This is a genomic window from Chroococcidiopsis sp. [FACHB-1243], assembly GCF_014696895.1.
Lineage (GTDB): Bacteria > Cyanobacteriota > Cyanobacteriia > Cyanobacteriales > Chroococcidiopsidaceae > Chroococcidiopsis.
Genome location: NZ_JACJQX010000005.1, coordinates 112,039 through 128,311 on the forward strand (window position 1 = coordinate 112,039; position 16,273 = coordinate 128,311).

Sequence of the window (16,273 nt, forward strand, 5' to 3'; positions counted from 1 at the left end):
TCTATTTAGCAACGAAACTTGGTTTGAAAAAACCAAGTTCGTCACTTCTCAATTGCTTTTAATTAAGCAAATCAGTCATAGCATTAGTTAGGGGTTGCAGTCAAAGTAACCATATATTGGTAAGTGCCGCTAGGAACGTCAGAAGTAAAGCTTCTCGTACCAGCAGCCATACCAACTTGGAGTGGAACATCAACACCAGAAGGAATTGTTATGGGAGTTGTAGGCTTGTTCCACGCACCACTATCAAAAGTACTACCACCGGAATAAGCGGTAGTATAATTTACTCCATCGTAAACAAGAGATTGTAACTTCTGTGGATTAAAACTAGCAGGGACGCTGACTGCTACTGGAACAGAAGTACTTAGTTGAGCGGGAGAATTACAGTTAATCATTGTTTGTCCGGCAGGAAGATTAGCTGCCATGCCAGGAATACCTCCACTAGATTCAACCCAGCCATATTTGGGCATAACCTGACCGAGAGTACCGCCAACAGTTCCAGAAAATACACAGCTTCCTGCAACAGTGCCGTTAAATGAAACATCTTGGGTTGTTGGTGCTGCATTTGCCACGGGGATGAAAGATGCAGTACTCAACACAGCAAGACTACTAGCTAAAGCTAAACGCCAATTCATAAGCTACTCCTTTCAAATTAAATCTTGGTGAATTTTTCAACTAGGACACAGCAAAGTACTGCTTAGAAGTAGACTTGCATTAGTCTATGCATTCTAAGTACAGATAGCTTTTCCTAATAAAAAACTACTTGATAGCTCTAAAAAATCACTTCAGTTAAATTAATCAACTAGAGATTTTTTAACTCATGTCATTCAATTTCAGGTTCAACTATTGCTGTGACTGATTACTACAATAAGCAAGTATTTCTCAAAACTATCTGAGAGAAATTACGTAAGTTTAGCCGTAAAAAACGACGAAAATAGCGATTTTATTTAATAATTTATTTATTTTCGATTATTTAGCTGGTATTTGCACGTCGAGCGAGAAATATCGTGGATTCTACGGATGTGACGTTAATAATTGTCGAGCTATATTAATCCGCTATTCGCTCAAAATAACTTTATTTACATTACCAAAATCGGCTGGTAATGTATTGCTGCTTTTGGAAAGTAAATATCTAGATAGGAGTTTTTGTAGGATTAAAGTTTTACAAAATTGTTACTTGTTAGCCGATCGCCTGTTGATAAGTTAATTCAATTTAACTGACCTGGACGCATTGATATTCAATATATGAAAACAAAATATCTGCTGATTTTATCGCTCCTCACGGCTGTGCTGGGAACTTTTGAAACAGCGATCGCGCAAGTAATATCAAATGAAAATGCTAGACAAATTTCGCTAGATTTCTTAAATTCTGAACTCATGCATTCTGCTGCACCAGTAACTCTTGTCAACAGTTCAGACAAATCGTTAACGCCTTCTGAGACACATCTCGTCAGTTTGCCGACTGAGTTTAGCGTTTTTCCTGTAGGAATAAATATAGGCGATCGCAATGTCAAATCTGGTGCTTTAGTCCGAGGACAAGAAGACGGCAGACAAGCGCTTAACTTTGCCAATTGGCAATTATCTTACGATGATGTCATTCAAGTCTTAAAATTTAACGTCACCACTTTAGCAGACGGTCAAATAGAAGTTCGTTCCGCTGGAATTGTGACTCGTCTCAATCCCAAAAAACTGCGTACCGATCCCGAACTAGGCTTAGTATTTTCGATTCAAGATTTACAAACATTATTTGGAATAAAAGCGAAATTCGACCTGAATGAATATGCAATTATTTTAGAAGTGCCTTGGCTGACTCAGCCAGCAACAAATACATTTGAAGAAACCGAAACACCTGTTGTCTTAAATGGCTTACAACGCCTCTATCCTGGCAGATTAAATATTGCTGGTATGGAACAAAGGGTCAATGCTACGGGAACGGGAGACACCACACCCACTTACACGGGAGACACACTTGCTGTTGGTAGTGCTTTTGGTGGTTCTTGGTTTGTCCGTACAACCCAATCCCAATTGCAAAACTTCTCCACTTGGAAACTTGCCGAAGCTCAATTTCTGCGTCAAACCGATTTTACCGACTATTTTGTAGGCTCTCAACCGACATTTTGGCAAAGTCAAGAAACGAGAAATTATTGGGGTTTAACCTTAGTTCAAAGACAAGGCTTTTCTCCACCTCAGGGTCTATCTGCTGGGAGTTCCGATCCGCGTCAACGCTTGCAAGCTGCTGTCGTGGGACGTACGATCGCCGGTAAAGCCGAACCAGGAACCTTAGTTAGGTTAGTCCGAGGATTTGGTAGTCGGGCGATCGCAGAAGTTTTAGTCGATTCTTCTGGAATCTATCGCTTTGAAAATATTAAATCCGATCGCGCTTATGACAGCAACTACCGTGTTTTCCTCTATCCCCAAGGACGGCTGACTGCACCACCAGAAATTCGGGAAGCGAGTTTTTCGACCGTACCAGGACAAATTCCCGCAGGTGCTTCGGCGTTCGTCGTGTCTGGCGGTTGGCAAAGCGATACGGACACGCAAATTCCTTCCATGCGGGAGTTTCGTGGCGGAGTCGCCGGACGCTGGGGTGTATCGCCAACGTTGACTGTAGGCTTAGGAGGGGTCTACGACGACTCTTTACAAGGCTTGGCAGAGGTCTTCTGGCGACCCGATAACTTGCCTTTACAGGTAGCAGTCTCGGCGCTGGCGGGTTCTAAATTGGAGGCGATCGCCGATATTCAATTTACTCCCTCACCCAATTTCAGTGCGTTGCTATCGAGTGATAGATATTCCAGTCGTTTGAATCTCAATTGGCAGTTGTCGCGTAGTTTCAGCTTATACGCCTCAGCTAACAGTCGCGATGCCACATCTGGAGGAGTGCAATTTAGCTTTAGCAGGAAAAATTTCTTCACCTTTGTCCGTGCTGGCTTGGATACAAAAAGTCGCCTGCGTTGGTACTTACTGCAAGGTTTGGGCAGATTGGAACTGAACTTACAAGGTAACGAAGTTGGCACGAATTCGGCACTGACGTACAACTTATCTCAAGACAATGGCAATACCGGACACTCGTTGCTATTAAATTATGAGACTCGCAGTCAAGGTAGAAGCGATCGCTTACTCACTTTAGGTTGGCAGTATCGATCGCCACAACGGACAAGCGATGGAAACTATTTATGGGAAGCCCAACTAGGTTACGGGATGAATTCTGGAGGTGGCGGTTTATTTGCCTCACTAGGAACGACAGTCCTACCAGGCGTGATGTTACGCGGACGCTACCAAGGAGTATCTCTCATCTCTGATGAATCGAGTTTCAGCATCGAGTTGGTTTCTAGCTTGGGCTTGCAGGCGGGTATTAGCCCAGGCGACAGGCATACGAGCGAGTTCCGTACCCAAGGCGGTTTATTAATCCAACCGTTTTTTGACCGCAACAACAACTCAAAACGCGACCCAAGTGAAGAGATTTACACCGAAAACTGCGATCTGTTACTCATACTGAATAATCAACCACTAACCGCTTGGCGACCGAAAATTCAACACAACCGCATTCTCCTACGCCTACCACCTAATACCTACCGCTTAGACTTCGATCCGGCGGGATTCCCTCCCGATTGGCAAGCACACCTACAAGCTGTGGCTGTGGTTGTCAGTGCTGGCAGCTACACCCCTGTTTTCGTGCCTCTAGTTCCTGCTTATAGCCGCACTGGAGTTGTCACCGATACGCAAGATCGACCGATTGCTGGTGCAACGGTAGAAGCTATAGGAAAATCTGGTCAGCGCAAATTTTCTGTGACGAACAGCGCCGGAGTTTACTATCTAGAAGGATTATCCCAGGGCGAGTATACGTTGACAGTAAATGGTAACTCGCAGTTGCGGTTGAAATTAGATACATCTACCAAACCGTTTCAAGAACTTAACTTGAAAACCAAGGTTTAATATCCAGCTGCTTTATCTACGATGTTGCGCAAAGATTTCCCAGCTTTATAAAGTGTCAAATTTTCTAGAAATAACCCTATTACCCGTTGCTGCATCTGTTGAGATATGCCGCTACAGTGGGGTGTAATAAAAACATTGGGTAGCGATCGCAACTGACTGTCTGCTGGTAGTGGTTCTACAGTAAAAGCATCTAAAGCCGCGCCTGCAATCCAACCTTTTTGGAGAGCGTGAACTAAAGCATTCTCATCGATAATTCCGCCACGGGCAATATTAATTAAATAAGCACTTGCCTGCATGGATTTTAGGACATTGGCATCAATTAAATGTTTAGTTTGAGCCGTTAAAGGCGTAGCGAGGACGAGATAATCTACCTTTGGTAAAAGTGTACGCCATTCCTCAGCCCCAACAACTAAATCGAAACCAGGTAGCGATCGCGGATGCAAGCAACTCCCCCAGACGCGCATTCCAAAAGCTTGAGCGCGGGTGGCGATCGCTTGACCGATACCTCCAGCACCGATAATTAAGATAGTTGCACCCATCAATTCTTGGATTCCCAAAACTTCCAATTCTGGATATGACAACCAACGATCTTGCTGTTGGGCTTTAAATTTAGATAGGCATTTGGCGCGATCGAGCATATATGCTAAGACAAATTCAGCAATGGGAATTGCATGAACTCCGGCACTATTTGTCACGATTAGATCGCGTGATATTAAGGCTGGTATGAGTAAATGGTCAATTCCCGCACTTTCAGTATGCAGCCAACGTAAATTAGGTAATCGTGATAATACTCGCTCGAAAAAAGCATTATAAGACCATTCATGAAGATACACCTCAGCATCGCTTGGATCTCCGTTTAGATTGCCTTGAAGATCGAGCCTGACAATGCGATCGTCGTTGGATAAATGAGACTCGATCTGTGCTGCTAAATTAGTGGGTAAAACAATTTTCATAAATTACCCTTTCACGCCGCTACCTGCTGCTGTGGGTACGATGTAACGTTGCACGAATAGGAATAAAATTAAAATTGGTGCAATTGAAATTATCGAACCAGCAGCAATTAATCGCCAATCCAAAGAGAAGGTTCCTGCTAACATTGCCACCCCTAAAGGTAAAGTGTAAAGTTCGGGGCGATCGATGACAATGAGGGGCCAAAGAAAGTCACTCCAAGCACCGATGAAGACAAAAATTGCCAACGTGACGAGGGCAGGGCGAATCGCGGGTAGCATGACGTTCCACCATATACCTAATTCCGAACAGCCATCAATGCGGGCAGCTTCTTCTAATTCTTTGGGAACGCCTTGAAAGGCTTGCCGTAGTAGAAATATACCAAAAGCAGAGGCGATCGCCGGAAAAATAATTCCTAAATAGGTATTTTTCATCCCTAACTGTACTGTCAAGATATATAGCGGAATCATCACAATTTGAAACGGAATCATAATCGTGGTGACAATTGCCGTAAAGATAATTTCTCGACCGCGAAATTCTAGACGGGCAAGGGGATAAGCTGCTAAAGCACAAAATAACAAATTTAACCCTACTGTTAGTAATGCTACGAGCGTGCTGTTAAATAAATACCTGCCAAAAGGATTTGTTTGCCAAACGCGGATAAAATTATTAAATGTTGGCTGACTGGGTAAAAATTGCGGCGGAAACTGAAAAATATTTTCTGTAGGAGACTTCAGCGACGTACTCAGCAGCCACAACAGAGGGAACAGCATTAAAATTGCGATCGCGCCTAGTAAACCATATATCCAAATTGTTCGCCAAGTTCGATTTTGTCTTTGTTTACCCTGATTCATATATTCCTCACCGCAATCGAATTACCTTTTCTAGAGAGCTTGTATCTCCCAACTAAAGTTTTTTTATACACCCCTGCTCCCAGCTCGTCCCTGCTCCCTGCTCCCTATTCTGGTCAAAACTTGCAAGCAATTGTCAGCAACTGGATGCAACGGTTCGAGTTTTTGGGCTTGTTTCCAAGCGACGATCGCCTGCTGAAAATCTCCCTGAAGCGCCCACAGTTGCCCTGCAAGGGCGTGAAAATCAGCATTGTTTGAGTGTAGAGCGATCGCTCGGTCGTTCTGCGCCTGTGCCGCTAGATAATCTCCTGTGGTAAAAAGCTGTAGGGCTTGCCGATAATGCCAAACAGCGCGATCGTGAATTTGAATCAGGGGAGATAGATCGGTTTTGCAACGTTGACAGGAGAAAGTTTCATTAGGGCGATAAGTAGCGCGACAAACGGGGCATTTCATTGCTAATTTTAATTACGTATACTTATTCTGCATCTGTGTTGGCGTAGTAGAGAAAGTCTTCCAGTTCTGCCTGGAGTTCTTCTAACTCGGCATCATCCTCGCTAGCTGCGGCTTCGATCTGGTCTAATAGATCCTGCAATTGTGCGGCGCGATCCTCATCCAACTGTTCTATAGCTACCTGCGCCCGTTCTATTAAAGCTGTCAGTTCGGGATTTAGAACTACAGTGGATGAATCGGTAGCATCTACTTCGATGGCTTCATCATCCTCAAACAACTCTTCCAAATCTAACCGTGCTTGGTGGAGTTCGTGGCTAGAGAGGCGATGCACCCCAGTATTATTCACGACTAGCTTTCCTTGCTGTCCCTTCCCCTTCTCGGTTGCTGTAACCGTGAGGATACCGTTCAAGTCAAAATCAAAGTGAACTTCCACCTGGACGCTACCAGCCGATTTAAGTGGCAAGTTTTCCACTTTGAAGGAACCGAGGGGGACATTTTCTTCAGCAGCAGGATTCTCGCCCTGAAACACCTCAATCTCAACTGCTTCCTGATTGTCTCTCATGGTCGAGTAAACTTCGGCACGAGAAACAGGAATGACGCTGTTGCGGGGAATAATCACGCTGAAGAATCCAGGCATGATTCCCATTGGAGTATCGATCGCTGCCGAAATTCCCAAGGAATGAGGGGTAACATCGACCAGAATCGCATCGACGGCTTCGCCTACTAGCACTCCCGCTTGCAGCGATGCCCCCAATGCCACGCAAAGATCTGGCTCAATGCCATCAGTAGGAGACTGTCCCAAGTGTGCTTCGATCGCGTGTTGGATCAGGGGTATGCGCGTGGAACCGCCCACTAAAATGATGCGATCGAGGTCTTTGGGTTCTAACTCGGCATCTGCCAAAGCGCGATCGATCGCTTCTAGAGTTTCTTCTACAAGCGGACGGATCGACTGCTCGAAGTCAGGACGAGAGATCTCGGCTTCTAGGTGCAATGCTGTCTTGCCCTTGCTACCCAAAAAGGCTTCTCGCACGGTGGTAAAGCCATGAGAGCTAAGTTGAATCTTCGCACTTTCTGCGGCTTGGAGCAAACGGGCATCGGCGGCAGGGTCGTCCGGCACGTCTACCCCGTGCTGCTGGCGGAATAATTGCTTCAGATGGAGTTGCAGGCGGCGATCGAAGTCATCTCCACCGAGGCGGTTGTTGCCATGACTTGCCAGTACCTCTGTGACTTCTCCAGAAATTTCTACCACCGAGACATCAAAAGTCCCGCCGCCTAGATCGTAAACTAGGACTCGTTCCGTCTCCTCCGATCGCAAGTCGTAAGCCAGTGCTGCGGCTGTTGGCTCGTTGATAATTTGCAACACCTCAAATCCGGCAATTTCCCCAGCAGTTTTGGTTGCTTGTCGCTGGGCATCGGTAAAGTAGGCGGGAACGGTGATGACTGCTTGAGTCACGGGTTCGCCCAGAGCCTTCTCCGCTCTTTGTTTTAGCGCTCGTAGGATCGTGGCTGAAATTTCCTGGGGCGAATATTCGCGATCGCCCAACTTTGTCTTGTGGTCTGTCCCCATCCAGCGTTTAATCGATTTAACCGTCCGCTCTGGAGCTGCGGCATACTGACGTAGGGCTTCCCGTCCGACGAGTAGCTTGCCCGTTTCGCTAAACCCAACACAAGAGGGCAAGATCGGGTCGCCATCTTCTCCCCCTAACACCCGTGCTTGTCCGTTTTCGACGATCGCCACTTCAGAGTTAGTCGTACCTAAGTCGATGCCTACTGCTCTACCCATAATTAATAAATGTTAGTTGTGAGTCATGAAGCGATCGACGCCGATCTTCAAAATTTTACCGGAGTTACGCACCGATCCCCCCTAGCCCCCCTTAAAAAGGGGGGGAATCTCGCCCCCAATTCATCGGGGGATGGGGGATCTTCAAGGACTATGCCTCCTCAGCGAGAAGTGTTGTTGCCAGCCGAGACGATCGCCTGTGTCTCCCGCAATATCCGCTCGCGCCATAAATAACCCCGCACGACTTCTTGAATCACCGTATTTTCTGGTTCGTCGCTCTCCTGCCGACCGATCGCGTACATTCGTTGTGGATCGAAGGGTTGTCCTTGCGCCACAATTGGCACTACCTGTTGTTGTTTCAGAATATCTAGCAGCGTCCGTCGAATTAATTCTACTCCTTGGCGATCGCTTTCAAGCGTTTCCATTAGAGCAGTCGGGGCAGAAGTTGTAGAATCAGACGATAACTTCTGACCGAGGCGACTCAGCCAACGTCCTAGCTTTCCTCGCCAGCTCTGCGACGGAGACGATAGGGGCATCTCAAGTGATGAAGATTCCTGCCAGTGGGCGCAGGCGCGATCGAGGGCATCTAGCACCCCCAAAATCGCTTTTAAAAAGTTTTCTTGCGCCTTCTCAAACCGTTTTTCCTGCGCGGCGAATTCGCTGGCATACTGTACCGATACTTGTTGCTGGCTCGCTTCTAGACGTTTTTGCAGTTGTTCGTTTTGCGATCGCGCTGCTTCCAGTTCCCGCTGCAATCGCTCTTGAGCCGTCTGGAGTAGCTTCCCCTGTTGTTTCATCTCCTGTCTGAGGGCAATCCACTCGCTCACCATCTGGTAGGGGTCGAACGCTGGCGCAGATTCAGGTGGTTCGCCTAAATACTCCGGTGGCGGCAGCGGTGACTGGAGGTAGTCTAAAAGTTTGTCCAAAAGTGCTTGGCGATTGTCATTAGTCATGAGTGAGTGGTGCGTGGTGCGTGAATCAATTTTAGATTTTGAATTTTGGATTGTAATGCTCCCTCTGCCCCTCTGCTCCCTACTCCATACTCCCTGCTCCCCGACTAAAAGGTTTCCCGAATTAAGTCGTCCAAACTCAGCTCAAGCCTTGCCATTGCTTGCTCTCTTAGCTGTTGCATTAACTCTGGGTCGAGGGTTGCCTCTAGGGGACGCACTTTTAAGAAATCGTTGTCTGCTTTTGCCGTCTCTGGGTTGCGAATCGCTTCATAGGCAGCCCGAATCGCTTTAAATTCTTCAGGATGGGTATGGGCGGGAAATTCTCGTAATTTTTGATGATATGCCGCTTTGATTTGGGCAGATGTGGCATCAGGAGAGATGCCGAGGCGATCGTAGGCAGAAGTCATAGGGAGAAGTCACAGTCATAATCATTTACCGACCGAAGCCGTGTTTGGGTGGTTTGGGTTTCCCGAAACCAAAGGGAGGAACGAAGTCAAAATCATCATCTTCGTCATCCTCAAAATCGGGTATAGTGTTAAGCAATTGGCGTTTTAATTCGGGCAGCATTCGCTCTAGCTCTGCTTTCGGAATTTTCTGCCCAAACATTTGCCGAATCATTGCTTCTACAACATCCGACATGTCATTTTCATCAAAGTCATCGAAGTCATCTGGATCGGGTAGGACTGCCTGAGTCTGTCGCAAGGCAACGAATGCCTGTTCTTCGCGAAAAGCTTGCAGGGCTTTGGCATCCTGAAGCCGACGGGCAATTTCAAAACCCTGTTGCTTTAGCTCCTCGTACTGAGGCGTGGTGATGGGATAGGTGGTGGCTCTTGCCAACAACAGGAGAGAATTTTGCGGTTCTCGCTTCAGGGCTGCTTCGATCGCCGGAATTAGGTTTCTCGACCAACCAAAACGGCGTACTTGAAGCTGGATTTGTGCTAGGGTGTTGCCTGGTTGGGGCGTAGTGTTGAGATAAGAGCGGATGGGAGCTTCCAACTTTTTAGGATTAGTTTCTTTGACTGCGAGAACGATTAAATGGGCTTCTTTGGCTTGGGGATAGGCGCTGCCAAGCTCGGCAAGTCTGGCAACATATGGATTAATTAGTGCCGCGATCCCCTTTTCTCGCTTGGCAAACAGTTGAATCGACAAAGCGATCGCCTGTAAGGTTTGGATCTGTTGCTCGTCAGATATTTCCTCCAGTAGTGCATCCCACTGCTGCTTTGCCTTCTCTTGGTTGAGGGAAACTCGTCCGCCGGAGTTGGGCGGACTTTGCACGGCTGCGACAAAAAGCTGGCAGGCACGCAAGGGAGGATCGGATTTCTTTTCTGTTTGGACGAGACGCTGAAAAAAACTGTAGTTTTGAGTGTATAAAGCATCGAGCCAGGGTGCAAATTCCACCTCTGCTTCTGGGTTGAGATCGCCAAAGTGCTTACCAAAACGACGACGGGCTTCTAGTTGTGCCTGCGGGTTATCGAGTTTGTCCCAGCAGCGTAGCAGCATGGCATAAACCTCCTCATACCGACAGCCTTGCTCCAATGCTTGCGAGAGGAGTTTGACTGCTTCCTCGTATTTATCCTCCGTGAATGCCACCAATCCTTTACGTCCGATGACTTCTGGAGCAGTTGGATAGATGCGTTCTGCTTGTTGCAGGGAACCCAGCGCCGTACGAGAGCGCCCCATCGCCATCCAGGTATCTGCCAACCGACAATGCAAGTTTGCTAAGGTTAATTTTAGGCGATCGCCAGTCCAATTTTGCGGATTTTGCTTCCCATCCTTTTCCACCCATTTCAATAATTGGGTAATTAGGCGTTGCTGCTCGCGATACGATTCGTTTGCATCCATCGCTGCGATCAAATTCACCGCCAGTTGAGGATTAAAGCCTTGTTCTACCAACACTGGTTTCCAGAAAATTTCCGTACAATCCGTTTCCCCTTGCATCAGTGCTTGTTGCCCTGCCAGCGTCAACAGGGTAGGGCGAAGAGCTTTCAGTTGGGGTAGTTGAATTGGGCGATGTCCCAGATTGAGGAGCGCGTGAGCGGCATTATGGTAGTCGCCGCGATCGCTCATTTGTAAGATTGCTAATGCCGTCACTGCTTCTTGAGATTCCAGATCTTCCGACTGCACGGACGGATCTAGGGGCGGTTCCCCCGTTTTCGCCTGCTGGAGAGTTGCTAATCTTTGCAAAATCGGCTGCTGCAAAAATTTTGGTTTGCCTAAAGGAAATCCCCACATAGAGGAAACCTGCAATCCTAGAATAGAACTCGCTGCCTGCCAATTTTCCACAGCCTGCTGAGTGTAGACAACCCAAGCATCGGGAACGTCTCCTGGTGTCAGCGGACGCTTAATTTTGGTAAACGCGGTAAGGGCAGCATCGGGTTGCTGTGCTTTTAGGGCTAAAACTCCCTTTGCCCAGTGGAGTTGCGCGGCACTAAATCGTTTTACTTGTTTGTCAATTAGTTGCTCGACTGTAGCAGTATCTCCCTTGAGCAACAGTAGTTTCAGATAACAAATCGCATAATCTTTGGGTAAAATCTCTTGCTCGAAAGCATTTTGAATTAATTCTAGGGCAGCATCTAGACGGTTTTGCAATAATAAACAACGGCAAGTCCAGTAATGTGCCTCTCCACTTAACCCTAGTTCTAACGCCCGTCGAAAGGATGTTTCGGCTTGCTTAAAATCGCTTTTTTGGAATTCTTGCTGCCCTCGCAACAACCAGATTTCGGCTTCTGAAGGTGTAAATTCAATTTCTAGATTTGTTCGGCGAATTTTTTTTATTTCCTCCAATGCCTGTCGATATTTTTGCTGCTTGAGTAACCCTTGAAGTTGCATTTGAAAGGGATTTTGAACGGGCGATCGCTCTTTGCTGGCTGCACCTTGTAGTTCTTTCTGATTAAGCCGACGCTTGTTCACGATCGTACTCCTGATAAATTTGGCAAAGATATCTTTCAGCAAAACTTATACTGAAGCGAGGCAGGAGGAGCTAGAAGAATAGTCATTAATTCGATTTCTAGCCTAACATCATGCAGTTCTTGGCGATCGCGTAACTAGATGAATTCACATTTTTTAATTGCTTTTAACTTTTGTACGGGCGGGTTTAGCAGATAGCTTAACAGCCTTAACCTTAGATCTTTGCTCAAAACCCGCCCCTACTGTATGGGCAGGTATAGCAGAGAAATTGACAACCACAACTAGAAATTTTTGCTCAAAACCCGCCCCTACTTAACTTTTGTACGGGCGGGTTTAGCAGATAGCTTAACAGCCTTAACCTTAGATCTTTGCTCAAAACCCGCCCCTACTGTACGGGCGGGTTTAGCAGAGAAATTGACAACCACAACTAGAAACTTTTGCTCAAAACCCGCCCCTACATATTTTTGACTTCCCCAACCGCCGGATATTGTTGCAATACCTGCTTTAAATATTGCCCGGTGTAAGACCGCGGATTTTTTGCGACTATTTCTGGCGTTCCGGCAGCGATAATTTCTCCTCCCTTATCTCCTCCTTCTGGTCCCAAATCTATCAACCAATCGCTACAACGAATTACATCTAAGTTATGTTCGATGACAATAATAGAATTACCTTTGTCTACCAATCTTTGCAGAACATCGAGTAATTTATGCACGTCGTAAAATGATAAACCTGTCGTTGGTTCGTCAATTAAATACAGAGTTTTTCCAGTAGCGCGACGCGATAATTCCGAGGCAAGCTTAACCCGCTGTGCCTCTCCCCCCGACAAAGTAGTTGCAGGTTGCCCCAGGTGCATATATCCTAAGCCAACATCAAGTAAAGTTTGTAGTTTATTGAATGCTTTGGGAATATTTTGAAAGAAATCTACGCCCTCTTCTACAGTCATGTTTAAAACATCGGCGATCGATTTATCTTTATACTTGACTTGGAGCGTTTCGCGGTTATATCGCGCCCCTTTACAAATTTCGCATTGCACGTAAACGTCGGGGAGAAAATTCATTTCAATCACGTTTACGCCTTGTCCGCCACAAGCTTCGCAGCGCCCTCCTTTGACGTTAAAGGAGAATTGCCCTGGTTTATAACCCCTAGCTTTTGCTTCGATAGTTTGGGAAAATACTTCTCGAATCGCATCGAAAACACCCGTGTATGTAGCTGGGTTAGAACGGGGAGTGCGTCCGATGGGAGATTGATCGATCACGATCGCTTTATCAACTGCATTTAAGCCCTTCATTTCCTGCAAATCTTTCGGAAAGGGAACTTTGCGCGTCAGGTGGTGTTGTAAAGCTGGGTAAAGTAATTCGTTAATTAAGGTAGATTTTCCCGAACCGGATACCCCTGTAATCGAAACGAGTTTTCCCAAAGGGATTTCGACATCAATATTTTTCAGGTTGTTGCGATAGGCATTTTTGATCGCTAACTCTCGTCCGTTTCCTTCCCGACGTTGGGCGGGAGTTTGAATCACTCGCCTTCCCGATAAATATGCCCCAGTTAAAGATTCCGGTGCAGCGAGTAAAGCTGGCAAATTCCCTTGGGCGACGATATTTCCGCCGTGGACTCCCGCCCCTACGCCAATATCTACTAAATGATCGGCGGCGCGGATGGTTTCTTCGTCGTGTTCGACGACAATTAATGTATTGCCCAAGTCTCGCAGTCTGGTTAAAGTTTGCAGCAAGCGCCCGTTATCCCGTTGGTGCAAGCCGATGCTGGGTTCGTCAAGGACGTAGAGTACTCCTGTTAAGCCGGAACCGATTTGGGTAGCGAGGCGAATGCGTTGGGCTTCTCCCCCCGAAAGCGTCATGGCGGGACGGTCTAAGGTGAGGTAATCTAAACCTACATCGAGGAGAAATTGCAATCTGGCTTTGATTTCGCGCAACACCAAATCGGCAATTTGCATTTGGCGATCGCTCAGTGTAATACTACCAATTCTCTGATGGCATTCTCGAATTGAGACGCTGGTAAGATCGAGGATGTGATATTGTCCCAGACGCACGGCTAAAGCTTCTGGTTTCAACCGCTTGCCATGACATACAGGACAAGGTTGTTGCACGACATACTGTTCTAACTTTTGTTTGATTAATTCAGAACTCGCTTCATCAAACTGGCGCTGGAGGATGGGGATAACCCCAGCGTAACGCCGATAATCTTTACGTTCTTCAATCCAAACGGGTTGGTCGCTACCGTATAAAATTGTCTGCTGCTGTTCTGAAGTTAGCTGGTTCCAGCGGGTTTGAATTTCAAATCCAAAAGCTTTCCCTAAGCTGTAGAGTAAAGCAAGGTAATATGAGTTATCCTTTTCCGACCAAGGGGCGATCGCAGCATAGACTGATTGACTCGGATCGGGTACGACTAATTCAGGTGAGAAAGTTTGCATACTCCCCAAGCCGTGACAGTGAGGACAAGCACCGTAGGGAGAGTTGAAAGAAAATAGACGCGGCGATAACTCTTCCATAACCCCGCCGTGTTCGGGACAGGCGAAGTTTTCGGAAAATAATAATTCTTTTTCTCTTCCCCTATCTTTCTCTTCGACTTCGTAGGCACTCGCCCCTTCTGCCACTTTTGCCTGTAAAGTGGGATGGATTAATACATTGCCTTCCTGTGCGGATGCACGACTGTGCGCCCCTACTGTCTCTCCATCCAATAAATCGATGACAGCAATCCCTTCCGAACGCCGCAGACAGGTGGTGAGGGAGTCAGTCAATCTCTCTTCCATCCCTGGCTTTTTAATCAAGCGATCGATCACGACTTCAATATTGTGCGCTTGATTTTTATCTAATTCAATCGAATCGCTGAGTTCCCGCACTTCGCCATTAATGCGGACGCGGACGAATCCTTCCGAAGCCAGACTAGAGAGTAATTTTTTGTGCGTCCCTTTTTTACCCCGTACGACGGGTGCTAAAATTTGAAATTTAGTTCTATCGGGTAATTCCATGATGCGATCGCACATTTCATCAATCGTCTGAGGCGCAATCGAGCGATCGCAGATCGGGCAATGCGGTTTACCCGCTCGTCCGTATAATAAGCGTAAATAGTCGTAAATTTCCGTCACCGTCCCTACCGTAGAACGGGGGTTATGGGAAGTCGATTTTTGATCGATGGAAATTGCCGGACTCAAGCCCTCAATTGCTTCCACATCTGGCTTATCAACTTGCCCTAAAAATTGTCTTGCATAGGCACTGAGAGACTCTACGTAGCGCCGCTGTCCTTCAGCAAAGATGGTATCGAAGGCGAGGGAAGACTTACCGGAACCGGAAACCCCCGTAAACACGATCAGGCGATCGCGGGGTATTTCTAAGCTAATATTTTTGAGATTATGCTGTCTCGCGCCGCGAATACGGATGGTATTTTGGCTATTGGGGTTAGAAGTATCTGCATGATGCCCGTTTGCGGATTCAGTGACTTCAATCTTTGCATCGGGACGGTAATTCATGAGGGCAAGGCGAAAGAGTCCGTTGACGATTTTAACGATTTTCCGGCTGTCTTTGCTATTCAGTTGTCAGTGGCTGGTGGCTAGTGGCTGGTGGCTAGTAAATAGGGTGTGGGGTGTGGGGTGTGGGGTTAGAATTGCGACTTGCGACTTGCGATTTCGCTTACTAGCCTCTCGTGCGTAAATAAGGTAGCCTTGCTAAAGAGTTTTTCGCGGGGGTTGGGGTACGGTTATGAGTGCGGTTGTAAAGCCTTTTTCGGTCATGGGGCTACCAGTCCATCTGCTTGATGATTATACGGCTTGGTTGCGATCGCGCATCGGGCAGCAACTCGGTACTCATGTCGTAACGCTTAATGCGGAAATGAGTATGCAAGCCGAACAAAACCCTGCTTTAAGCAACGCTATTCAGCAAGCAGAGTTGGTGATTCCCGATGGTGCGGGGGTGGTACTCTACCTAAAATTACTATTTCACCAACAGGTACAGCGATGTCCTGGGATTGAATTGGCAGAATCTCTATTGCAGAATACGGAGGCGCGGGTATTTTTCTATGGTGGTGCGCCTGGAGTAGTAGCCAAAGCCGCCGAAACGTGGCGACAACAAGTCCCAGATTTAAAGATTGTTGGTACGCAGCACGGCTACATTTCCCCAGAAGAGGCGGAACAATTTCAGCAAAACCTCAGTCAACTCCAACCTCAATTGATTTTGGTGGGTTTGGGAGTGCCACGTCAAGAATTATGGATTGCCCAAAATCGTTATTTGTGTCCTAATGCAACTTGGATTGGTGTTGGTGGTAGCTTTGATATTTGGGCAGGAACGAAATCAAGAGCGCCTGCATGGTTGGCAAATAATAATTTGGAATGGCTTTACCGTCTCTATCAAGAACCCTGGCGCTGGCGGCGGATGCTGGCTTTACCTCAGTTTGCAGGTAAGGCAATTGTTTATCGTTTAACTCATTGATATCGAAATCTCCGATCG

The 16,273-nt window shown here is 46.9% G+C and carries 12 protein-coding genes; 3 read left to right on the forward strand and 9 right to left on the reverse strand.

All coding sequences use genetic code 11. The features are described from left to right. Positions 1–83: 83 nt before the first annotated feature. Positions 84–632, reverse strand: coding sequence for a hypothetical protein (locus tag H6G17_RS05460; protein WP_192154913.1), 549 nt, complete (start codon positions 630–632; stop codon positions 84–86). A 610-nt stretch (positions 633–1,242) separates the two neighbouring features. On the opposite strand from H6G17_RS05460, the gene H6G17_RS05465 reads away from it, so the two are divergent. Beyond that, complete coding sequence (locus H6G17_RS05465; RefSeq protein WP_192154915.1) at positions 1,243–3,930, forward strand: carboxypeptidase-like regulatory domain-containing protein; 2,688 nt, start codon at positions 1,243–1,245, stop codon at positions 3,928–3,930. Here the strand turns inward: H6G17_RS05465 and H6G17_RS05470 are convergent. From H6G17_RS05470 to H6G17_RS05500, 7 genes are all read right to left on the reverse strand, one after another. Then, positions 3,927–4,883, reverse strand: a complete 957-nt coding sequence (locus H6G17_RS05470) for a D-2-hydroxyacid dehydrogenase (protein ID WP_192154917.1) — start codon at positions 4,881–4,883, stop codon at positions 3,927–3,929. The two genes, H6G17_RS05465 and H6G17_RS05470, sit on opposite strands and share 4 nt — an antisense overlap. 3 nt (positions 4,884–4,886) lie before the next feature. Further along, the gene (locus H6G17_RS05475) at positions 4,887–5,732 is read right to left on the reverse strand and encodes a carbohydrate ABC transporter permease (RefSeq protein ID WP_192154919.1); all 846 of its coding nucleotides are present in this window, start codon (positions 5,730–5,732) and stop codon (positions 4,887–4,889) included. A 63-nt stretch (positions 5,733–5,795) separates the two neighbouring features. Further along, the gene (locus tag H6G17_RS05480; protein WP_192154921.1) at positions 5,796–6,182 is read right to left on the reverse strand and encodes a hypothetical protein; all 387 of its coding nucleotides are present in this window, start codon (positions 6,180–6,182) and stop codon (positions 5,796–5,798) included. A 22-nt stretch (positions 6,183–6,204) separates the two neighbouring features. After that, on the reverse strand, positions 6,205–7,962 hold the full coding sequence (locus H6G17_RS05485) for an Hsp70 family protein (protein ID WP_192154922.1): 1,758 nt from the start codon (positions 7,960–7,962) through the stop codon (positions 6,205–6,207). Between the two features lie 158 nt (positions 7,963–8,120). Beyond that, on the reverse strand, positions 8,121–8,912 hold the full coding sequence (grpE, locus tag H6G17_RS05490; protein WP_192154924.1) for a nucleotide exchange factor GrpE: 792 nt from the start codon (positions 8,910–8,912) through the stop codon (positions 8,121–8,123). A 104-nt stretch (positions 8,913–9,016) separates the two neighbouring features. Continuing rightward, on the reverse strand, positions 9,017–9,316 hold the full coding sequence (locus tag H6G17_RS05495; protein WP_192154928.1) for a DnaJ domain-containing protein: 300 nt from the start codon (positions 9,314–9,316) through the stop codon (positions 9,017–9,019). A 25-nt stretch (positions 9,317–9,341) separates the two neighbouring features. Beyond that, positions 9,342–11,819, reverse strand: coding sequence for a tetratricopeptide repeat protein (locus tag H6G17_RS05500; protein WP_199316528.1), 2,478 nt, complete (start codon positions 11,817–11,819; stop codon positions 9,342–9,344). 288 nt (positions 11,820–12,107) lie between these two features. On the opposite strand from H6G17_RS05500, the gene H6G17_RS05505 reads away from it, so the two are divergent. Further along, positions 12,108–12,284, forward strand: coding sequence for a hypothetical protein (locus tag H6G17_RS05505; protein ID WP_192154930.1), 177 nt, complete (start codon positions 12,108–12,110; stop codon positions 12,282–12,284). On the opposite strand, the gene uvrA is transcribed toward H6G17_RS05505, so the two are convergent. Next, complete coding sequence (gene uvrA, locus H6G17_RS05510) at positions 12,271–15,300, reverse strand: excinuclease ABC subunit UvrA (protein WP_199316529.1); 3,030 nt, start codon at positions 15,298–15,300, stop codon at positions 12,271–12,273. The two genes, H6G17_RS05505 and uvrA, sit on opposite strands and share 14 nt — an antisense overlap. Before the next feature lie 229 nt (positions 15,301–15,529). On the opposite strand from uvrA, the gene H6G17_RS05515 reads away from it, so the two are divergent. Continuing rightward, positions 15,530–16,255, forward strand: coding sequence for a WecB/TagA/CpsF family glycosyltransferase (locus H6G17_RS05515; protein ID WP_192154932.1), 726 nt, complete (start codon positions 15,530–15,532; stop codon positions 16,253–16,255). The last annotated feature ends 18 nt before the right edge of the window (positions 16,256–16,273 follow it).